The following is an 18,080-nucleotide window of genomic DNA, read 5'->3' as shown; positions in this document are numbered from 1 at the left end:
GACAGTCGAGGCATGCCCATCATCGAGGTCAACGGCTTGCGGAAGACCTACGGCGCACGCGAAGTACTGCACGGCATCGACCTGACCGTGGACGAGGGCGAGATCGTCGGCATCCTCGGCCCCAACGGCGCAGGCAAGACCACCGCCGTCGAGTGCATCGGCGGCCTGCGCACCCCGGACGCCGGCGCCATCCGCGTCGGCGGGATCGATCCCGCCTCCAACGATCCCCGACTGCGCCAGATCCTCGGCATGCAGCTCCAGCAGTGCCGGCTGCCGGCCAAGATCACCACGGCAGAGGCCATCGACCTCTTCGCCGCCTTCTACCCCGACCCCCGCCCCACCGACGAACTGCTCGAGCGCTTCGGCCTCACCTCCCAGCGCGACCAGCGCTTCGAGAAGCTCTCCGGAGGCCAGCAGCAGCGACTCTCGGTCGCACTCGCCCTGGTCGGACGCCCCGAGGTCGCCATCCTGGACGAGCTGACCACCGGACTGGACCCGGCCGCTCGGCGCGACATCTGGACCTACCTGGAGCACCTCGCAGCCGAGGGCACGACGATCCTGCTGGTCACCCATTCAATGGAAGAGGCCCAGCACCTCTGTGACCGGATCTACATCATCGACGCAGGACGAGTGGTGTCCCAGGGCACCCCCGACGAGCTGGCGGCAGCCGCCGGCGGCCAGTCGATCAGCTTCCTCCCGTCGTCCCCGGTGCCCCTCGACGACCTGCTCTCCCTACCGGGCGTCACCGACGTACGCCAGGACCGCGACCGGATCGTGGTCGAGGGGGACGCAGCTGCGGCCCAGAATGTCCTGGCGGCACTGACTACCCGTGGCGTCACCGCCGGCCAACTCCGGGTGACCGGACCCACCCTCGACGACGCCTACCTGCGCGTCACCGAAGAGGACTGACATGAGCGCAACCACCGCCCTGTTCCGCAACGAACTGCGCCTCACCCTGCGCACCCCGGCGATCGTCATCTGGACAGTCGTCATCCCGGTCGTCGCGATCATCGTGATGTGCTCCATCCCCGGCGCCCGCCAACCGCTGGAGGCCTTCGGCGGCCTGAGCGTGGTGGAGGCGTACCAGCCCACGCTGGTGGTCTTCGCCGCCTCGATGCTGGCGCTGCAGATGATGCCGATGATCCTGGGCCAGTACCGCGAACTCGGCTTCCTCCGTCGCCTGCGCACCACCCCCGCCCACCCGGGCAACCTGCTCGCAGCGGTCCTTGCCCTGATCCTGGTCATCATCCTGGTCGTGGGCCTGTTCCTGAGCACGCTCCCGCTCTTCTTCGGCCTCGGCTCCGTGGGCAGGCAGACGCTGGTCGTGCTGCTGTTGATCCCGTGCGCGGCCGCTTTCCTCGCGGTCGGCGCGCTCCTGGCCGCAGTCATCCCCAACCCACGCGTCGCCAGCGGCGTGGGCTCCGCCACCGCCGCCGTGATGTGGTTCGCGGCCGGCATGTGGGTCCCGCGGGCGGTGTTCCCCGGCTGGCTGGCCACCGTGGCCGACTGGACCCCTGGCGGGGCAGTCGCGTCCCTGCTGACCAGCGCGGCGACCGGCGCCGCGATCGGCTGGCAACCCCTCGTCTGCCTGGTGGCCTGGACCGTCATCGGGTTCACCGTCGCGATCCGGACCTTCCGCTGGGAATGACCGCGAGCCCCGTGGCCGGTGTGCTGACGCGGCCACCCACCCAGCCATCAGCGCCGCCCCTCGGTATGGACAAGCACCGGGGAGGCGCGGAGACTCGAGGGGACCGGTAGCCGACCCCGGCGCCGACGTACGTTCGACGGAGAGCGATCCCATGGCACGCACCGCAGAAGAAGTGTTCCAGCACCACGGCCAGTCCCTCGGCGCGGAGGACCTCGAGGAGATCCTCTCGGACTATGCGGACGACGCGATCCTGATCGCCCAGGGCAAGGTGTACCGCGGCAAGGACGGCGCCCGCGAGGTCTTCGTCCAGTTGCTCAGCGACGTCCCGCAGGCCCAGTGGGAGCTGGACACCGTCTTCGCCGACGACGTCCTCTACCTCGAGTGGAAGGCCACCGGCGGCGGCCGCCGGGTCGACGACGGCATCGACACCTTCATCTTCACCGACGGGATGATCCGGGTGCAGACGGTCGCCTACCACGTACGGCCAGCCTGATCGGATCCTCCGGTGCACCTGCGCGTGCGCACCCGGTCACCGGCTGGACAGGAGGACCGGGAGCGGGGCGGATTGGCGATGCCATGACCTCCTCGCAGCCGGACGCGCTCTTCCCCGCCGACCTCGTGGTACGTACGCCTCGACGGCTCGCCCCGGGTGCCCTTCACCTCCCCGGATTCCTGGACCTGGAGCAGCAGCGCCGCCTCGTCCGTACCTGCCGGAGCTGGACCCTCGAACCGCTCGCAGCCCGGGGAGCGACCAGCCGGGGACTCGTCCGCGGCCTGCCGGACTGGGTGGTTGAACTGGCTCGTGAGGCGACCCTCCAAGCGGCCGGAACGAGCCACGAGGAAGCTTCCGAATTGGCGGATCGGACGCCGGACCCGGACTGGACGCCGGACCCCGACTGGACGCCGGACGCGGCAGTGATGGGCGAGTTCGGCCCCGGGACGTTCCTGCGGATGCACCGCCCCATGGAGGCCGCCGGCCCCTTGGTGCTGCTGTCGGTGGGAGATGCCGGCCAGCTGCGCTTCGGCAATCCGGACGGCCCGGGCCGTCCGTATCGGGACGCGTTGCTGGAGTCGGGGGATGCGGTCGTCGTCGATGCCATGGCCCGGCGGAACTTCCTCGGCATCACGCGGATCCGCCCGGGAACCTCCCCCGACTGGTGCGGGCTCCGGGAGGGCCGGATCGGTCTGGCCCTGACAGCGAGTTGACAGCAGTCGCCCGGACAGCGACCAGATGACCCCTCCGCCTCTCCTCCAGGAACCGGTCGGGACCGTCCGCCGTCACATCACCGTTCCTCGGCAAGCTCCCACTTCTTGATCGTGTACCGCGGACAGTTCACTATCAAGAAGTGCAACCGTCTTCGGCGGCCCAATCCAAGAATTCCCCCGGCGCCCCGGGCAGGGTTCGGGCCTCACACTGACGACCGGAGAGGAGACGCCGTGACCACCGTCTACACGATCGGACACTCGACCCGGCCGATCGAGGAGTTCATCGCCCTGCTCGCCGAGCACGGGGTCGACACCCTGGTCGACATCCGTACGGTCCCCCGGTCGCGCCACAACCCGCAGTTCAACCGGGACGCGCTGCCCGCTTCCCTCGCCGCGGCCGGGATCGACTACCGGTACGAGGAGCGCCTCGGCGGCCTGCGCCACAGCCGTGCCGACTCCCCCAACACGGGCTGGCGCAACGCGTCCTTCCGCGGCTACGCCGACCACATGCAGACCGACGTGTTCGCCGAGGCGGTCGACGACCTGCTGGCCCTGGCCGCCGACCACACCGTGGCGATCATGTGCGCCGAGGCGGTCCCGTGGCGGTGCCACCGCTCGCTGGTCGGGGACGCCTTGCTGGTCCGGGGGGCCGAGGCACTCGACATCATGGGACCGGGCAAGGCCCGGGCGCACGCGCTGACCCGGTTCGCGCACGTGGAGGGCCTGACGATCACCTATCCGCCGGAGTCCGGTGGGGATCCGGGCGAGCAGCCGGATGGGGAGCCGAGAACTTCCTGAGGAGACCGAAATCGACAGGAACGGTGCAGTTCCTTGCCCATTGATGTGACCCAGCTCACAACCTACGCTGGAACCGTGACCGATCACGGGGATCGATCGGTGAGGGGTTCATCATGTTGGGCGAGTACGCATCGGTGGCGACGCTGCCGGTCAAGGACCTGACAGCTGCTGCCGAGTTCTACGAGACGAAACTGGGCTTCAAGCGCCAGTCCGAGACCGACTTCGAGGGTGGGGTGTTCTACTGCGCCGGGAAGGGGATGTTCTTCGTCTACGAGTCGACGTTCGCCGGCACCAACCAGGCCACGGCAATGACCTTCCAGGTCCCGCCCGAGGCGTTCGACGCCGAGGTCGAGGGGCTGCGGAGCGCCGGCGTCACCCTGGAGACCTTCGAGATGCCGGGACTGACCTGGTCCGACGGGGTCGCCACGATGGACGAGGGCGGCGGCCGCGCCGTCTGGTTCAAGGACCCGGACGGCAACTTCATCAACGTGGACGAGATCCCGGCGGGGTGACCTGACCGGTAGGACCAGGGTGCGGCCGGCCGTCCGACCGCACCCTTGCACGTCCAGGCGGCACCTGGCGCACCGGAGAGGCATGACATGGCGACACCGCTGGACACCCGCATCCCACCGCCGCTATGGATGGCGGCGTTCGGCCTGACCCAGTGGCTGCTGGCCGGCCGCCCGAGCTATCGGCACCGACCCGGCCCGCTCGGCTTCTTCACCGCCGGCACCATCGGCACGGCCAGCGCGGTGGTCGGGATCGCGGCGGTCACCGAGTTCCTGCAGCGTGGGACGACCGTGCACCCGGGCACCCCCGAGCATGCCAGCGTGCTGGTGACCGGCCGCGTCTACCGCTACACCCGCAACCCGATGTACCTGGCCCTGACGGGCACCCTGGTCACCCACGCCGCCTGGCTCGGTTCACCGCGGGCCGTACCCCCGGTCGCGGCCCTGGCCGCGATCCTCACCGCCGTCCAGATCCTGCCCGAGGAGCGCGCCCTCCAGGAACGCTTCGGCGAGGACTATCGCGAGTACATGCGCCGGGTGCCCCGCTGGATCGGGCCGCGCCGGTGAGCCCGGTCATCCCCGAGCCCCCAGGTACGAACCCCCTGCTGTGGCTCGGCATCCGGATCGCAGAGCGCGTCACCGGCCGTCGGATGGTGCCCGCCCGGCTGCTGGCCTGGTCCCCACGTACCGCGCTGGGCGCGGGCGCCCTGGAGGCCACGGCCGCCCACCGGATCCCCGGGCTCAACCCGCGGGTGCTGAAAATCGCCCGGATCACGGCCTCGCTGACGGCCAACTGCGCGTTCTGCATCGACATGAACGCCCACGGGCACCGCGAAGTGGGGCTCAGCGACGAAGACGTGTACGCCCTGCGCGACGGCACCGAGGACGGCCGGACCGGGTTCAGCCCGGCCGAGCACCTGGTGATCGCGTACGCCCGTGGCCTGTCCGCCTCCCCGGTAGCCGTCGACGAGGACCTGCTGGGCCGGATGGCCGAGGCCTTTGACGAGCGCCAGCTGGTGGTGCTCGCCTCGACGATCGCCTCGGTGCACTACTGGGCGCGCTTCAACCAGGGGCTGGGCGTCACGCCGGCCGGTTTCGGGGAGCACTGCCTGCTCCCGCCGGCACACTGACCGGCGCCCGTCCATACTCACACCTCCGACACCGGTCACTCATAGCCTCCTCACTGAAACTTCGTGCAACCGTTGCGGTCGTTTGTCGCCCTGAGGCTTGACTGAGGCCTGCAGTTGCCACCAAGGACGGTGCTTCGACATATGTGACGTCTCCGTCCCGGGGCATCCCCGAATTGAGGAGAACATCCACATGCGTAAGCCCAAGGTGCTCGCAGTCATCGCCGCAGCGGCGCTCACCCTTACCCTGGCCGCCTGTGGCGGCTCGGGTAGCTCCGGCACCCCGGGTGCCACGAGCGGCAAGACCCTCCGCCTGGCCCTGAACCAGACCGAGGCGCACCCCTCCTACATCGCGCTGGACAACTTCGGCAAGCGCCTCGCCACGGACACCAACGACCGCTGGAAGGTCCAGGTCTTCCCGAACGAGACCCTGGGCGCCCAGCAGGAGGCCCTGCAGATGGTCTCCAACGGCTCGGTCGACATGGCCATCGTCTCCGGCACCCAGCTGGAGAACCTGAACAAGGACTTCCGGGTCCTGAACATGCCGATGGCGTTCTCCAGCATCGACGGCCAGATGAAGGTCATCCGCGACAAGTCGATCGTCGGCGACCTCTTCACCTCCCTCGAGGGCAACCAGCACGTCACCGTCCTCGGTGGCTTCACCCAGGGCGAGCGCTCGGTCTACACCAAGTTCGGCCCGGTCAAGACCCCGGCCGACCTGAACGGCAAGAAGCTCCGGGTCCAGGAGTCCGACCTGATGATCGCCATGGCCCAGGCCATGGGCGCCTCCGCCACCCCCCTGGCGTACGGCGAGGTCTACACCGGCCTGAACTCCGGCGTGATCGACGCCGCCGAGAACAACGAGGTCTCCTACTTCACCCAGAAGCACTTCGAGGTGGCCCCGTACTTCAGCAACACCAAGCACCTGGTCGGTCTCGACTACCTGATCATCAACACCGACACCCTGAAGAAGATGTCCACCGAGGATCGTGCGTCCTTCGACAAGGAGTGGGACGCCGCGATGACCGAGCACACCAACCTGTGGCAGAAGTCCACCGAAAAGGCGATCGCCGACGCCAAGGCCGGCGGCGCGAAGTTCTCCGACGTCGACGCGGCCGCCTTCAAGAGCGCCCTCGAGCCGCTGCAGGCCAAGTTCCTGACCACCGACTCGCAGAAGGCTCTCTGGGACAAGCTCCAGGCAGCGCAGAAGTAACGTCACTCACCTGTGGGCCCGGCCGACGCGCCGGGCCCGCAGGCTGCTCCCCTCTGGAAAGGAGGAACCATGGAGAGAATCAAGCATGGCCTGGACCTGGTACTCAAGATCCTTACGGCCTTCCTGTTCACCGTCCTGGTGCTGGCAGTCGTCTGGCAGGTCTTCTCGCGTGAAGTTCTGCAGAACCCGTCGACCTGGACCGAGGAACTCGCGAAGTACACCTTCGTGTGGACCTCCCTGATCGCCGCCGCCCTCGTCTTCGGCGAGCGTGGCCACATCGCGGTGTCGTTCGTGGTCGAACTGCTGCCCCGCACCGCCCGCAAGATCGTCGCGGTCTTCATCCAGCTGGTCGTGCTGGCGTTCGCGGTCATCGTCTTCATCCTCGGTGGCATCTTCGCCGCCCAGAACTCCTGGATGCAGAACCTGACGGCGCTGCCGCTGAACATCGGCGAGGCGTACGTCGTCATGCCGATCGCCGGCGTGTTCATCGCGTTCTACGCGATCCACCACATGATCGAGGACATCCGCGGCGTCGGCCCGCTCACGGTCGCCGACCCGAAGGGGGCCGCGCTCGACGAGGCCACCGAGATCATGGCCGAGCTCGAGGAGGATCCGGACCTGCAGGCCCTGCTCCATGCCGACGAGCCCAAGCACAAGCACGACCCCAAGCAGAACCCCGACAAGCAGGATCCGGAGGCCTGAGATGGACATCGCATTCGTCGCATCGATGATCCTGCTGTTCGGCATCGTCATCGGCATCATCACGGCCGTCCCGATCGCCGTCAGCATCGGTTTCTCGTCGTTCCTGGCCATCGCGGTCATCCTCGGTGGTGACCCGAGCGTCGCCACCATGAACACCGCCTCGCGCGTGTTCACCGGCATCAACAGCTTCACCCTGCTGGCCATCCCGTTCTTCATCCTGGCCGGTGCCCTGATGAACAAGGGTGGTATCGCCGGCCGACTGGTCGACGCCGCCAAGGTCATGGTCGGACGCCTACCGCACGGCCTGGCCCACACCAACGTCCTGGCCAACGGCATGTTCGGCGCCGTCTCCGGCGCAGCCGTCGCTGCTGCCGCCGCCGTCGGCACCGTGATGAACCCGCGCCTGGAGAAGGAGGGCTACAACCGGCCCTGGGCCGCCGCGGTCAACGTCGCCTCGGCTCCCTCCGGCATGCTGATCCCCCCGTCGAACACCTTCATCGTGTACTCGCTGGTGTCCTCGACCTCGATCGCCGCGCTGTTCATCGCCGGCGTCGGCCCGGGCATCATCTGGCTGATCGCGTGCATGCTCGTCGTCGCCCTGACCGGCAGCAAGAACCGCGTCACCGACCCCACGGTCGTCGAGGTGCACCCCACCTTCGGGCAGTCGCTGATGATCATCTGGCGGGCCGTCCCGTCCCTGCTGATGATCGTGATCGTCATCGGCGGCATCCTGTCGGGCCTGTTCACCGCCACCGAGTCCTCGGCCATCGCGGTGGTCTACTGCCTGATCCTGGGCTTCATCTACAAGCAGATCCGGGTCCGCGACCTGCCCAACATCCTGGTGGACGCCGGTCGTACGACCGCCATCGTGATGCTGCTGGTCGGCGTCTCCTCGGCACTGTCGTTCGTCATGGCGTACGCCCGGATCCCGGACCTGATCTCCGAGACGATGATGAACCTGACCAGCAACGGCACGGTCATCCTGATCATCATGATGGTCATCCTGCTGATCGTCGGCACCTTCATGGACCCGACGCCCGCCATCCTGATCTTCGTTCCGATCTTCCTGCCCATCGTCACCCAGTTCGGTGTCGACCCGGTGCACTTCGGCACCATGGTCGTCTACAACCTGTGCGTGGGCGTGATCACGCCGCCGGTCGGCAACGTCCTGTTCGTCGGTGCCCGGGTGGCCGGCCTGAAGATCGAGCCGGTCATCATGAAGCTCGGCTGGTTCCTGCTGACCATCATCATCGGCCTGTTCCTGGTCGCGTTCGTGCCGCAGATCTCCTTGTGGCTGCCGCACACCCTGGGCATGCGCTGACCTGACAGTGGTCCTGCCGTCACGGTCCTGCCGTCACGGTCCTGCAGTGGGGTCCACCCTTCGGGGTGGGCCCCACTGTCGTTTCCTCGGCCGGAGTGCCCGGCATTGACGCGGCTGATGGGGCCCATCTCGGATCTCAATATATGTAAACGTTGACATGTGTTGCGCGTCACACGAGCATGAAGCGACCGCACGTGGCCGGCTTCCTGCGTCCCCACGGTCCCCACGCAGACGTGACCACGTCTGACCACGACAAAGGAGTTGTGCATGCGCGCACCGAAGCTCATCGCCCGTCTGGGCGCCGTCGCCCTGGCCTCGCTGCTGACCGTCTCGCTGGCCGCGTGCGGCGCGGACAGCAAGGCCGCCCCGAGCAACGACGGCAAGCCCGAGGTGACCGAGATGAAGGTCGGGTACACCCCGGTCGTCGACCACGCCGGGCTGTTCCAGGCGATCCAGAAGGGCTACTTCCAGGAGGCCGGCCTGACCGTGACCCCGCAGGCGGCGCCCGGCACCTCGATCGCGACGATGGTCTCCGGGGACTTCCAGGCGGCGTTCGGCACCTACCCGAGCTTCCTGCTGTCCAAGCAGAACGGCATCGACCTGCGCATCATCGCCCTCGGGGCGAACGGCAACGAGAAGGACAACGGCATCTTCGCCAACCCGGCTTCCGGGATCACCACGATCAAGGGCCTGGCCGGCAAGAAGGTCGCCGTCAACGCGCTGAACAACGTCGGCGACCTGACCCTGAAGAGCACGCTGCGGGAGAACGGCGTCGACCCGGCCTCGATCCAGCTGATGGAGCTGCCGTTCACCGAGATGCCGGCAGCCCTGGAGCGCGGCGCGATCGACGCGGCCTGGACGCCAGAACCGGCCCAGGCGATCATGAAGAGCAAGGGCATGGTCGACCTCGGCTCGACGTACACCGGCCCGACCGCCAACATCCCGATCGCCGGCGTGGCGATGACCGAGGCGTTCGTGAAGAAGAACCCGAACACCGCCGCGGCCTTCGCCACCGCGCTGCAGCGCGCCAACGCCGACCTGGCCGCCGACCCGGAACTGGCCCGCAACCTGGTGGCCGGCTACTCCAAGACCTCCCCGGAGATCATCGCCACGATGGAGATCCCGGCCTGGAAGACCGGCTACCCGCAGGCCGCCGACCTGGAGGTCTGGAACACCCTGACCATGGAGCTGGGCAACCTGGAGAAGAAGCAGGACCTGGGCTCGATGGTGTACGACCCGACCAAGGGCTGACCCCGGGTAGGCGCGTGGCGTTCAGCGGATCGTGACGCTGGAGTCGAACCAGGTGAGCACCAGCTCCTGACCGAACGGCCACACCGCCGACAGCGCGATGGCCGCCACCGCTGCGGCCGGGTCCTTCCCGAAGTTCGGCGCTCCCGGCAGGGTGAACCCGGCGGACACCGGCCGTACGGGGGCGTCGTCCGACAGCCCGGCCAGCCGGCGTGCCGCGGCGATGCCGGTCTGCAGGTCGCCCAGTTCGTCGACTAGTCCGCGCTCGTGTGCGTCCACCCCGCTCCAGATCCTCCCCCGGCCGATCTCGTTCACCTGTTCGGGGCTGAGCCGGCGCCCCTCCGCCACCCGGGCGACGAACCTCTCGTACACCTCGTCCATCATCCGCTCGGCCCAGGCCCGCTCGGGCTCGGTGAAGGGACGGTTCGGGCTGCCGAACAGCGCCATCTGGCGGCCGACCGTCTCGGGATTGCGGCCGATCCGCTCGTTCAGCTCCGCCAGCACGGGCTTGCCCACGACCACCCCGATGCTGCCGGTGATGGTGAACGGGCTGGCCACCACGTGGTCGGCCTGCGCGAGCACGTAGTAGCCGCCGGACGCGGCGACCTCGCCCATCACCGCGACGACAGGCTTGGTGCAGCGCGCCACGGCCCGGCAGATCACGTCCGAGGCCAGTGCGGAACCGCCGCCGGAGTCGACGTGCAGCAGGATCGCCCAGGTGTTCTCGTCCCGCTCGGCCTTGCGGAGCGCGGCGACCACGGTCTCCGAGCCGGCGGTCTGGCCGGCGAAGGGCGGCGCGCCGGGGCGGCTGCGGCCGGACACGATCGCACCCACCACCGGTACGACGGCGATGCCCGGCTCCTTCTTCGCCCGACGCTTGCCGGCCAACTGGGCCGCGAGGAACTGCAGGGAGCGCGCCCAGCCCTGGTCGGCGGGGACGGCGATCTCGTCGTCGTACGCGATCCGGGTGACCAGGCCGGCCTCCAGGAGCTGGGTCGCGTTGGTGAAGTGGGCATCCAGCACGTCCGGACCGGAGGAGCCCTGCTGGACGTCCGGCTCGGGGTCGGGGGCGGAGGGTCCGGCGGTGTCCCCACCACCGGTGGCCGACGCAGCGGTACCGTCGCGGGTCACGGCGGTCAGCCAGGAGGATTCGACGGAGTCGATGTAGGCGGTCAGCTGCTCGCGCTCGTAGTCGTCCATGTGGTCGTCGGAGAAGCGCGTGAGCGCCGACTTGTACTCGCGGATGCGCAGGTTCTCGAAGCCGATCCCGCGCCGGGTGAGGAACTCGCCGTAGAACACCCGCTCGGCGGCGAAGCCGGTCAGCATCACCTCGGCGGACTCCGGGGCCACCACCTCGCGTACGTCGGCGGCCACCAGCAGGCTGCGCATGGTGACCTGCGGCAGGTAGGCCACCACCCGCTTGCCCTGCTGGAGGCGGCCGAGCGCTCGGCTGATCGCCTCGCAGGTGGCCAGGCCGGCGGTCAGGTTGACCACGCGGACGAGGACGCCGCGGACGGAGTCCATCCCGGCGAGCTGGTCGAGGCGCTCGACGAGCGACTCGAGCGACTCGGGTCGACCCAGCACGGACGGCAGGGCGAGGCCCTGGTGGGCCGGGTAGCCACCGTGCAGGTCCACGATGGCCCAGGTGGCGGCATCCTGCTCGGCATCACGGCCCACGGCCGTACGGAGCAGCGTCGAGAGGTCGGGGAAAGAGCTGAGGTTCGGCACACATCCACGGTACGTGGGCTCCGGAGCCGGCGTACGTCGTTGCCGGCGCCGATCCGGTCCACCTCGCGGCAGGATCGCACCGGGCCGGTGCACGAGCCTCGCCGCGCTCCACTTCTTGATCCCGCACCGTCTGCGGTACACGATCAAGAAGTGGAAGGCCCGCAGGCGGTCCGGGCTGGGCGTGCCTGCCCAGCCCGGACCGCTCACCAACCGGCCTGGCCGGGATCCCGGATCAGGCCAGGTCGAACCGGTCGTTGGTCATCACCTTGGCCCAGGCCCTGACGAAGTCCTGCACGAACTTCTCCTTCGAGTCGTCCTGGGCGTACACCTCGGCGAGCGCGCGCAGCTGGGAGTGCGACCCGAAGACCAGGTCGTTGGCGGTGGCGGTCCACTTCAGCCCACCGGTGGAGCGGTCGTGTCCCTCGTAGACGTTCGCCTCGGACCCCGATGCCTTCCACTCGGTACCCATGTCCAGCAGGTTGACGAAGAAGTCGTTGGTCAAGGTGCCCGGCCGGTCGGTGAACACACCGTGCTTGCTGCCGGCGAAGTTGGCGTCCAGCACCCGCAGACCGCCGACGAGGGCGGTCATCTCCGGAGCGGTCAGGTCCAGCAGGTACGCCCGCTCCACCAGCAGGCGCTCGACCTGGGTCTCCTCGTCCGTACGCAGGTAGTTGCGGAAGCCGTCGGCCCGGGGTTCGAGCACGTCGAACGCCTCGGCGTCGGTCTGCTCCTGGGAGGCGTCGGTGCGACCGGGGACGAAGGGCACCGTGACGTCGAACCCGGCGTTCCTCGCCGCCGCCTCGACGGCGGCCGAACCAGCCAGCACGACCAGGTCGGCCAGCGAGATCTTCTTGCCACCTGATGCCGAGGCGTTGAAGTCCTGCTGGATCCGCTCGAGCCCTGCCAGCACCCTGGCGAGCTGGGTGGGCTCGTTGACCTCCCAGTCCTTCTGCGGGGCCAGCCGGATCCTCGCCCCGTTGGCGCCGCCGCGCTTGTCCGTGCCGCGGAAGCTGGCCGCGGCCGACCACGCCGTGTACACCAGTTCCCGCGGGGACAGCCCCGCCCCCAGGATCGTGTCCTTCAGTTGCGCGACGTCCTGGTCGTCGACCAGTTCGTGGTCGACCGGCGGGACCGGGTCCTGCCAGAGGTAGGTCTCCTTCGGCACCCAGGGCCCGAGGTAGCGGGAGACCGGGCCCATGTCCCGGTGCAGCAGCTTGAACCACGCCTTGGCGAACGCGTCGGCCAGTTCGTCGGGGTGGTCCAGCCAGTGGCGCGTGATGTCGGCGTAGATCGGGCTCTCGCGCATCGACAGGTCGGTGACCAGCATGGTGGGCTTGCGCTTCTTTGACGCGTCGAAGGGGTCGGGGATGATGTCCTCGGCGTCCTTGGCGACGAACTGCCAGGCGCCCGCCGGGCTCTTGGTGAGCTCCCACTCGTTGCCGTACAGGGTCTCCAGGAAGCTGTTGTCCCACTGGGTGGGCGTGGGCGTCCAGACCACCTCCAGGCCGCTGGTGATCTGGTCCTCCCCCTTGCCCGTGCCGTACGAGCTCTTCCAGCCCAGTCCCTGCTGCTCGATCGGGGCCGCCTCGGGCTCCGGGCCGACGAGGGTGGGATCGCCGGCACCGTGGGTCTTGCCGAAGGTGTGCCCACCGACGATCAGGGCAGCGGTCTCCTCGTCGTTCATGGCCATCCGGCCGAACGTCTCGCGGATGTCGATGGCCGCCTTGACCGGATCCGGCTCGCCCTCCGGGCCCTCCGGGTTGACGTAGATCAGGCCCATGGTGGTGGCGCCGAACGGCTTGGCCAGCTCCCGCTCACCGGAGTAGCGCTTGTCCGTGCCCAGCCAGGTGTCCTCGAGGCCCCACAAGGTCTCCTCCGGCTCCCAGATGTCCTCGCGCCCGAAGGCGAAGCCGGCGGTCCGGAACCCCATGGCCTCCATGGCCACGTTGCCGGCCAGCACCAGCAGGTCGGCCCAGGACAGGCTCCTGCCGTACTTCTTCTTGATCGGCCACAACAGGCGGCGCGCCTTGTCCAGGTTGGCGTTGTCGGGCCAACTGTTGAGCGGGGCGAAGCGCTGGGCGCCCTGCCCGCCGCCGCCCCGGCCGTCGCCGGTGCGGTAGGTGCCGGCGTCATGCCAGCTCATCCGGATGAACAGGCCGCCGTAGTGCCCGTAGTCGGCGGGCCACCACTCCTGTGAGGAGGTCATCACCTCGACCAGGTCCCGTCGGAGCGCCTCCACGTCGAGCTTCTTGAACTCCTCCCGGTAGTCGAAATCGGCACCGAGCGGATTGGCCTTCTCGCCCTGGGCGTGCAGCACCGAGACATCGACCTGGTTCGGCCACCAGTCCTGGTTCCTCATCGGGGCGTGGGCCTTGGGGGTCGGCGTCGGGATCGCCGGGTTCTCGCTCTCGCTGGTGCTCTGGGTGTCATCCGCCGGATAGGGCGGGCGGGCGTCAGATGTCACGGGATTTCCCTTTCGATGGGTGGGTCGTCAAGGGTGATGAAGTGATCGGGACAGGGAGGGGTGGCGACGCCGGAGTGGCGACGTACGGAGGTGCCCCGGCCTTCACGAGCACCGCGAGTCCGGGGTTCGTCGGGCGCAGAACGACCGTCCGCAACTGGACCGGGTGCTCCGCCATTGACATGTTCCGACTGTGCGCCGCCTTCTGGAGCCCGTCAAGAGCGCTGTCGGACTCGATGACCTGGCGTCGCTACCGCAGAGGATGTCGGAGATCTAGGGGGCCGGCGGAGGTGGGCCGCCGGGGTCTGCGACCGCCAGGGCGTGCGCCAATCCGCGGCCTCCCAGCCATCTATGACGTAGAGGCGCTCGCGGTCGACCTTGTCGCCCCGGAACTCCAGCAGGTTCACCGTGAACATCCAAGGATTCTTGTCGTAGCTGATGAGATTCGCAGCCACCACCCGATCGTCACGGATGGTGATTCGGCGGATGTGGAAGTTCAGCGAGACCGGGTACTGCTGTCGCGGTCACGGCCGTACCGCTCCATGCATCACTGCGGCACGAAGGTGAGTACCAGCATGGCCACGATGCACACCACGACCAACCCGATCACGAGGTAGTAGACCGAGGTGACCGAACGCCCGGCGACGTACTCCCCCATCAGCCGCGGATCCCTGGCGATCCCCGCCATGTACGCCAGGAGGGGCAGCAGCAGGACTGCGTTCAGGACCTGCGTGAGGACCAGGATCGGCACCAGGGAGACCCCCGGCAGGAGCACGAGGACGACACCGACGACCGTGACGGCGGCGAAGGTCCCGTAGAACAACGGAGCCTCCCGTGGCGTGTCGTCGAGCGCTGCGGGCCGTCCCGCCACGTCACACACGGAGTAGGCCGTCGAGAGCGGCAGGATCGAGGCCGCCAGGAGGGCGGCGCCCAGCAGTCCGACGGCGAACAGCTCCTTGGCCAGCGGACCGGCGAGCGGCTCCAGGGCAACGGCCGCACTGGCGGCGTCGCTGACCCGGATGCCATGGGCGTGCATCGTGGCGGCGCAGGCCACGACGACGAAGAACCCGATCACTCCCGTGAGGATGGCTCCGGTGACGACATCGATCCGCAGCAGCCCGAGTTCCTTGGTCCCGAGTTTCTTGTCGACCGCGTAGGACTGGATGAACGCCAGGCCCCACGGGGCCAGGGTGGTGCCCAGGGTGGCGGTCGTGATGAGCATCGCATCCTTGGTCAGGGGCATCGCGGGAACCACCATGCCCTGGAAGGCGGCGCCCCAGTCGGGCCGGGCGAGGATGCCCGCACCGATGTAGGCCAGGAAGACGGCGGACAGGACGATCAGCACCCGCTCGATCCCCCGGAAACCGCCACGCAGCACCAGGGCCGACACCGCGATCGCGGCGATGGGCACAGAGATGTACCGCGACAGGCCGAAGATCTCGGTTCCGGCAGCGATGCCGGCGAACTCGGCGGTGGTGGTCCCGATGTTCGCCGCCACGAGCGCGGCGATCGACAGGACCCCTGCCTTGGCGCCGTAGCGCTGCCGGATCAGGCCGGCCAGGCCCTGCCCCGTCACGACACCGATCCGCGCACCGAGGTCCTGGAAGACGATCAGGGCGAGGGTCGAGACGACCAGGACCCACAACAGCTGGTAGCCGTACGAAGCCCCCAGCGTCGAGTAGGTCGTGATACCAGCAGGGTCGTCATCCGACAGCCCGGCGATGAGCCCCGGCCCGACGACAGCCCCCAGTGCCGCCGCAACCATCGCGATGCGCCGCAGGCGACCGACACCGCTGGCCTCCGGCTCCTCCACCGCCGGTTCGTGCTGCACGATGCTCATGCGTTGCCTCCCTTGACGCGCTGCCACGGCCAACGCCGTTCCATGTCCCCGAGGGCGTCGATGATGTCATCCGCCAGGATGCGGCCGAGCGGGCGATTCGCCTCGTCCACCACCACCATCGACGCGCCGATATTGTCCCGGACGGCATCGACCACATCGTCCAGGGACGCGTCGGCGCGTACGGTGGTCGGCCAGGGCGGCCCGACCAGCTCGGCCAGCGGCCGGCCGGGATCCTCGCCGAGCAGTTCGAGGGCGCTGACGTCGTCGACCAGCGCCCCGCTCCCATCGACCAGCAGGACCACCTCCGACTGGCCGGAGTCTCCTCGCCCCTCGAGCAGGGCCTGTACGGCATCCGCCACGGTGGAGTCCGCCGGCACCACGGGCATCGCCGAGGTCATGATGCCGCCCGCGGTGTCCTCGTCGAAGCCGAGGAGGGAACGCAGCTCACCCTCGTCCTCCTCGGCCAGCTCATTGAGCAGGGCCTCGCGGTCCTCGAGGGACAGTTCACGCAGGGCCTCGACAGCCTCGTCGGGCTCCATGGTGGCGAGCAACTCGGCAGCACGGCCGACCTCGGCATCCCCGAGGACGCTGGCGGAGTCGGCCGAGGACATCAGCTCCAGGGCATCGGCCGCGTCCTCGGTGTCGAGGTCGTCCAGCAACTCCTGGCGTTCGCTGCGGCCCAGGTCCCCGAGAAGGTCGGCGAGCTCGGCCGCGCTGAGGAGCTTCAACTGCTCGTTGGGAACGTCGAGCTGAACGCCTTGCTCCTCCGAGACCGCCATGGAATGGATGCCGGCCCAGTCCAGCACCCCGGACGGTGACGGGTGCCGACCACGCCGGCCGGGCAACGCTCGGCGCAGGAAGGTGGACCAGGAGGTGTCGACGCCCACCAGCCGCCACCCGTCACCGACGTCGCCGAGGTAGAGATCGGACGCGCGCACGACCTGGACCCCGTGCAGATCGACCAACTGGTGGTCGACGACATCGTGGTAGAGCTGGATCTCCAGGGGACGTCGGCGTACGTCCTGCAGATCGAACTTCGAGGCCTGGAGCCGCAGTTCGCCCTGCTCGACACCTGCGACGTCCTCGGCGTGGAGCCAGACCCTGCGCGGACCGATCCGGACGGTGTACCCGACCACCGGCGGGTGCGGGTCACCGGCCAGTACGACGACGTCGTCGAGCCGCCCGACGGGGGCTCCGTCCTGGCCACGTACGGGACGACCCACCAGACCCGCCACCGAGACCAGCAGCCCCGACAACTCCCGGCGCCTCTCGGAGCGTCGACGCCCGCCACCCGCGTTCGCACCCAAGGCGCTCAGAGGAGATTCCATGCGACTGCCTTCCTCGACGTACACCGGCACCATCCGGGGCACCGAGGTAGATGATCCCCCCATCGAGCCACGGACGGCCAGTCGCCCTCCCACCGGGAGCCAGTCCGTGGCAGGCATCACATTGATCCGACAACGAGGTTGGACGATCGACTCACTACACTGGGGCGGGCCCTGAGGAGGCGCTCCCCCCATGCGCCCCTCAGGGCTTGGATGTTCGCCCAACACAATCGGTGGCGGTCAACGAGGTCCCAGGACCACATCTCGTCGACGTACGCCGCCGATCAGGTGCCCCGGACCGCAAGGACCCACGGCATCCCGAAGCGACGGTGCGTCAGGCCCTCCGCGCCGGTTACGCAGGTCGTACGCTGGGTTTCCTCGGCAGTCCGCGGGTCGACGTGACCGAGGCGAACCTCGCCCTCCAGCCGCTCGATCCGCGACGAATCACCGACGCGAAGGACCACCTCGATGACCGACGCGGCCACCCCCGGCCGGCCGAGCCTTCCCCCTCGCGGGCGGCTCAAGATCCTCCTCGGCGCCGCTCCCGGCGTCGGGAAGACCTACGCGATGCTGGACGAGGGCCGACGCCGCGCCGCGCGGGGAACGGACGTGGTGGTGGCCCTGGTCGAGACCCATGACCGGCCCGAGACCGCCGCCCTGCTCGCCGGTCTGGAGATCATCCCGCCCCGCTGCGTGGTGTATCGCGGGATGGAGGTGAGCGACCTGGATCTCGACGCGGTCCTGCGCCGCCACCCCCAGGTCGCCCTGGTGGACGAACTGGCACAGCACCATGAACCCCAGCTCCCACCCGACACAACCACCGATGCACCATGCCCAGGGGGTGACCGCATCGGTGGGTCGGGAGGAGATCGGGCCCGAATCTCACATCGTGTTTACATCGAGCCCGAGCAACGGTGGACACATCAAGCCAGCCGGCTTGAATGCATCGACCGA

16 protein-coding genes and 1 pseudogene are annotated in these 18,080 nt (G+C 68.9%); 13 read left to right on the top strand and 4 right to left on the bottom strand.

What is annotated here, in order from left to right:
- Positions 1–12 precede the first annotated feature (12 nt).
- The 12 genes from GA0111570_RS00200 to GA0111570_RS00145 all read left to right on the top strand — a co-directional run bounded on the left by GA0111570_RS00200 (position 13) and on the right by GA0111570_RS00145 (position 9,775).
- Entirely contained in the window at positions 13–909 is an 897-nt protein-coding gene (locus GA0111570_RS00200; protein ID WP_092605178.1) for an ABC transporter ATP-binding protein, read from the top strand.
- 1 nt (position 910) lies between these two features.
- Positions 911–1,648: an ABC transporter permease gene (locus tag GA0111570_RS00195; RefSeq protein ID WP_092605176.1), complete on the top strand. Its 738-nt coding sequence runs from the start codon at positions 911–913 to the stop codon at positions 1,646–1,648.
- Positions 1,649–1,799: 151 nt separating this feature from the next.
- Positions 1,800–2,141 (top strand): nuclear transport factor 2 family protein, encoded by a 342-nt coding sequence (locus tag GA0111570_RS00190; RefSeq protein WP_092605174.1) that lies wholly within the window; start codon positions 1,800–1,802, stop codon positions 2,139–2,141.
- An 83-nt stretch (positions 2,142–2,224) separates the two neighbouring features.
- The gene (locus GA0111570_RS00185; protein ID WP_092605173.1) at positions 2,225–2,854 is read left to right on the top strand and encodes an alpha-ketoglutarate-dependent dioxygenase AlkB; all 630 of its coding nucleotides are present in this window, start codon (positions 2,225–2,227) and stop codon (positions 2,852–2,854) included.
- Between the two features lie 231 nt (positions 2,855–3,085).
- A complete protein-coding gene (locus GA0111570_RS00180) occupies positions 3,086–3,652 on the top strand; it encodes a DUF488 domain-containing protein (RefSeq protein WP_092605171.1) in 567 nt (188 codons plus the stop codon).
- Positions 3,653–3,765: 113 nt separating this feature from the next.
- A complete protein-coding gene (locus GA0111570_RS00175) occupies positions 3,766–4,164 on the top strand; it encodes a VOC family protein (protein WP_092605169.1) in 399 nt (132 codons plus the stop codon).
- A gap of 87 nt (positions 4,165–4,251) precedes the next feature.
- Positions 4,252–4,728 carry a methyltransferase family protein gene (locus tag GA0111570_RS00170; protein WP_092605167.1) on the top strand — a complete coding sequence of 159 codons (477 nt, stop codon included), beginning with the start codon at positions 4,252–4,254 and terminating at the stop codon, positions 4,726–4,728.
- Complete coding sequence (locus GA0111570_RS00165) at positions 4,725–5,291, top strand: carboxymuconolactone decarboxylase family protein (protein ID WP_217633941.1); 567 nt, start codon at positions 4,725–4,727, stop codon at positions 5,289–5,291. Before GA0111570_RS00170 ends, GA0111570_RS00165 begins: the two co-directional genes overlap by 4 nt.
- A gap of 190 nt (positions 5,292–5,481) precedes the next feature.
- Complete coding sequence (locus tag GA0111570_RS00160; protein ID WP_092605165.1) at positions 5,482–6,501, top strand: TRAP transporter substrate-binding protein; 1,020 nt, start codon at positions 5,482–5,484, stop codon at positions 6,499–6,501.
- A 69-nt stretch (positions 6,502–6,570) separates the two neighbouring features.
- Positions 6,571–7,203 carry a TRAP transporter small permease gene (locus GA0111570_RS00155; protein ID WP_092605163.1) on the top strand — a complete coding sequence of 211 codons (633 nt, stop codon included), beginning with the start codon at positions 6,571–6,573 and terminating at the stop codon, positions 7,201–7,203.
- Position 7,204: 1 nt separating this feature from the next.
- Positions 7,205–8,524, top strand: a complete 1,320-nt coding sequence (locus GA0111570_RS00150) for a TRAP transporter large permease (protein ID WP_092605162.1) — start codon at positions 7,205–7,207, stop codon at positions 8,522–8,524.
- Positions 8,525–8,791: 267 nt separating this feature from the next.
- A complete protein-coding gene (locus GA0111570_RS00145; protein WP_092605160.1) occupies positions 8,792–9,775 on the top strand; it encodes an ABC transporter substrate-binding protein in 984 nt (327 codons plus the stop codon).
- 21 nt (positions 9,776–9,796) lie between these two features.
- Here the strand turns inward: GA0111570_RS00145 and GA0111570_RS00140 are convergent, their stop codons facing one another.
- From GA0111570_RS00140 to GA0111570_RS00125, 4 genes are all read right to left on the bottom strand, one after another.
- Entirely contained in the window at positions 9,797–11,500 is a 1,704-nt protein-coding gene (locus tag GA0111570_RS00140) for a S49 family peptidase (protein WP_217633940.1), read from the bottom strand.
- Positions 11,501–11,732: 232 nt separating this feature from the next.
- Positions 11,733–13,964: a catalase/peroxidase HPI gene (gene katG, locus GA0111570_RS00135; protein ID WP_092605158.1), complete on the bottom strand. Its 2,232-nt coding sequence runs from the start codon at positions 13,962–13,964 to the stop codon at positions 11,733–11,735.
- Between the two features lie 544 nt (positions 13,965–14,508).
- Positions 14,509–15,801, bottom strand: coding sequence for an NRAMP family divalent metal transporter (locus GA0111570_RS00130; protein WP_217633939.1), 1,293 nt, complete (start codon positions 15,799–15,801; stop codon positions 14,509–14,511).
- Positions 15,798–17,129 carry a magnesium transporter MgtE N-terminal domain-containing protein gene (locus GA0111570_RS00125; RefSeq protein ID WP_175557249.1) on the bottom strand — a complete coding sequence of 444 codons (1,332 nt, stop codon included), beginning with the start codon at positions 17,127–17,129 and terminating at the stop codon, positions 15,798–15,800. Before GA0111570_RS00125 ends, GA0111570_RS00130 begins: the two co-directional genes overlap by 4 nt.
- Positions 17,130–17,594: 465 nt before the next feature.
- On the opposite strand from GA0111570_RS00125, the pseudogene GA0111570_RS18240 reads away from it, so the two are divergent.
- Positions 17,595–17,924 (top strand): annotated as a pseudogene (locus tag GA0111570_RS18240) (histidine kinase); the annotation flags it as partial.
- Positions 17,925–18,080 lie beyond the last annotated feature (156 nt).

Origin of the sequence: Raineyella antarctica (assembly GCF_900092135.1) — a bacterium.
Classification (GTDB): domain Bacteria; phylum Actinomycetota; class Actinomycetes; order Propionibacteriales; family Propionibacteriaceae; genus Raineyella; species Raineyella antarctica.
Note: the sequence above shows the minus strand (reverse complement) of the source record. Positions and strands in the feature narration are given on the sequence as shown.

Coding starts and splice junctions, on each gene's coding strand:
- GA0111570_RS00200 (WP_092605178.1), top strand. CDS start 13: ATGCCCATCATCGAGGTCAACGGCTTGCGGAAGACCTACGGCGCACGC.
- GA0111570_RS00195 (WP_092605176.1), top strand. CDS start 911: ATGAGCGCAACCACCGCCCTGTTCCGCAACGAACTGCGCCTCACCCTG.
- GA0111570_RS00190 (WP_092605174.1), top strand. CDS start 1,800: ATGGCACGCACCGCAGAAGAAGTGTTCCAGCACCACGGCCAGTCCCTC.
- GA0111570_RS00185 (WP_092605173.1), top strand. CDS start 2,225: ATGACCTCCTCGCAGCCGGACGCGCTCTTCCCCGCCGACCTCGTGGTA.
- GA0111570_RS00175 (WP_092605169.1), top strand. CDS start 3,766: ATGTTGGGCGAGTACGCATCGGTGGCGACGCTGCCGGTCAAGGACCTG.
- GA0111570_RS00170 (WP_092605167.1), top strand. CDS start 4,252: ATGGCGACACCGCTGGACACCCGCATCCCACCGCCGCTATGGATGGCG.
- GA0111570_RS00160 (WP_092605165.1), top strand. CDS start 5,482: ATGCGTAAGCCCAAGGTGCTCGCAGTCATCGCCGCAGCGGCGCTCACC.
- GA0111570_RS00155 (WP_092605163.1), top strand. CDS start 6,571: ATGGAGAGAATCAAGCATGGCCTGGACCTGGTACTCAAGATCCTTACG.
- GA0111570_RS00150 (WP_092605162.1), top strand. CDS start 7,205: ATGGACATCGCATTCGTCGCATCGATGATCCTGCTGTTCGGCATCGTC.
- GA0111570_RS00145 (WP_092605160.1), top strand. CDS start 8,792: ATGCGCGCACCGAAGCTCATCGCCCGTCTGGGCGCCGTCGCCCTGGCC.
- GA0111570_RS00130 (WP_217633939.1), bottom strand. CDS start 15,801: ATGAGCATCGTGCAGCACGAACCGGCGGTGGAGGAGCCGGAGGCCAGC.
- GA0111570_RS00125 (WP_175557249.1), bottom strand. CDS start 17,129: ATGGAATCTCCTCTGAGCGCCTTGGGTGCGAACGCGGGTGGCGGGCGT.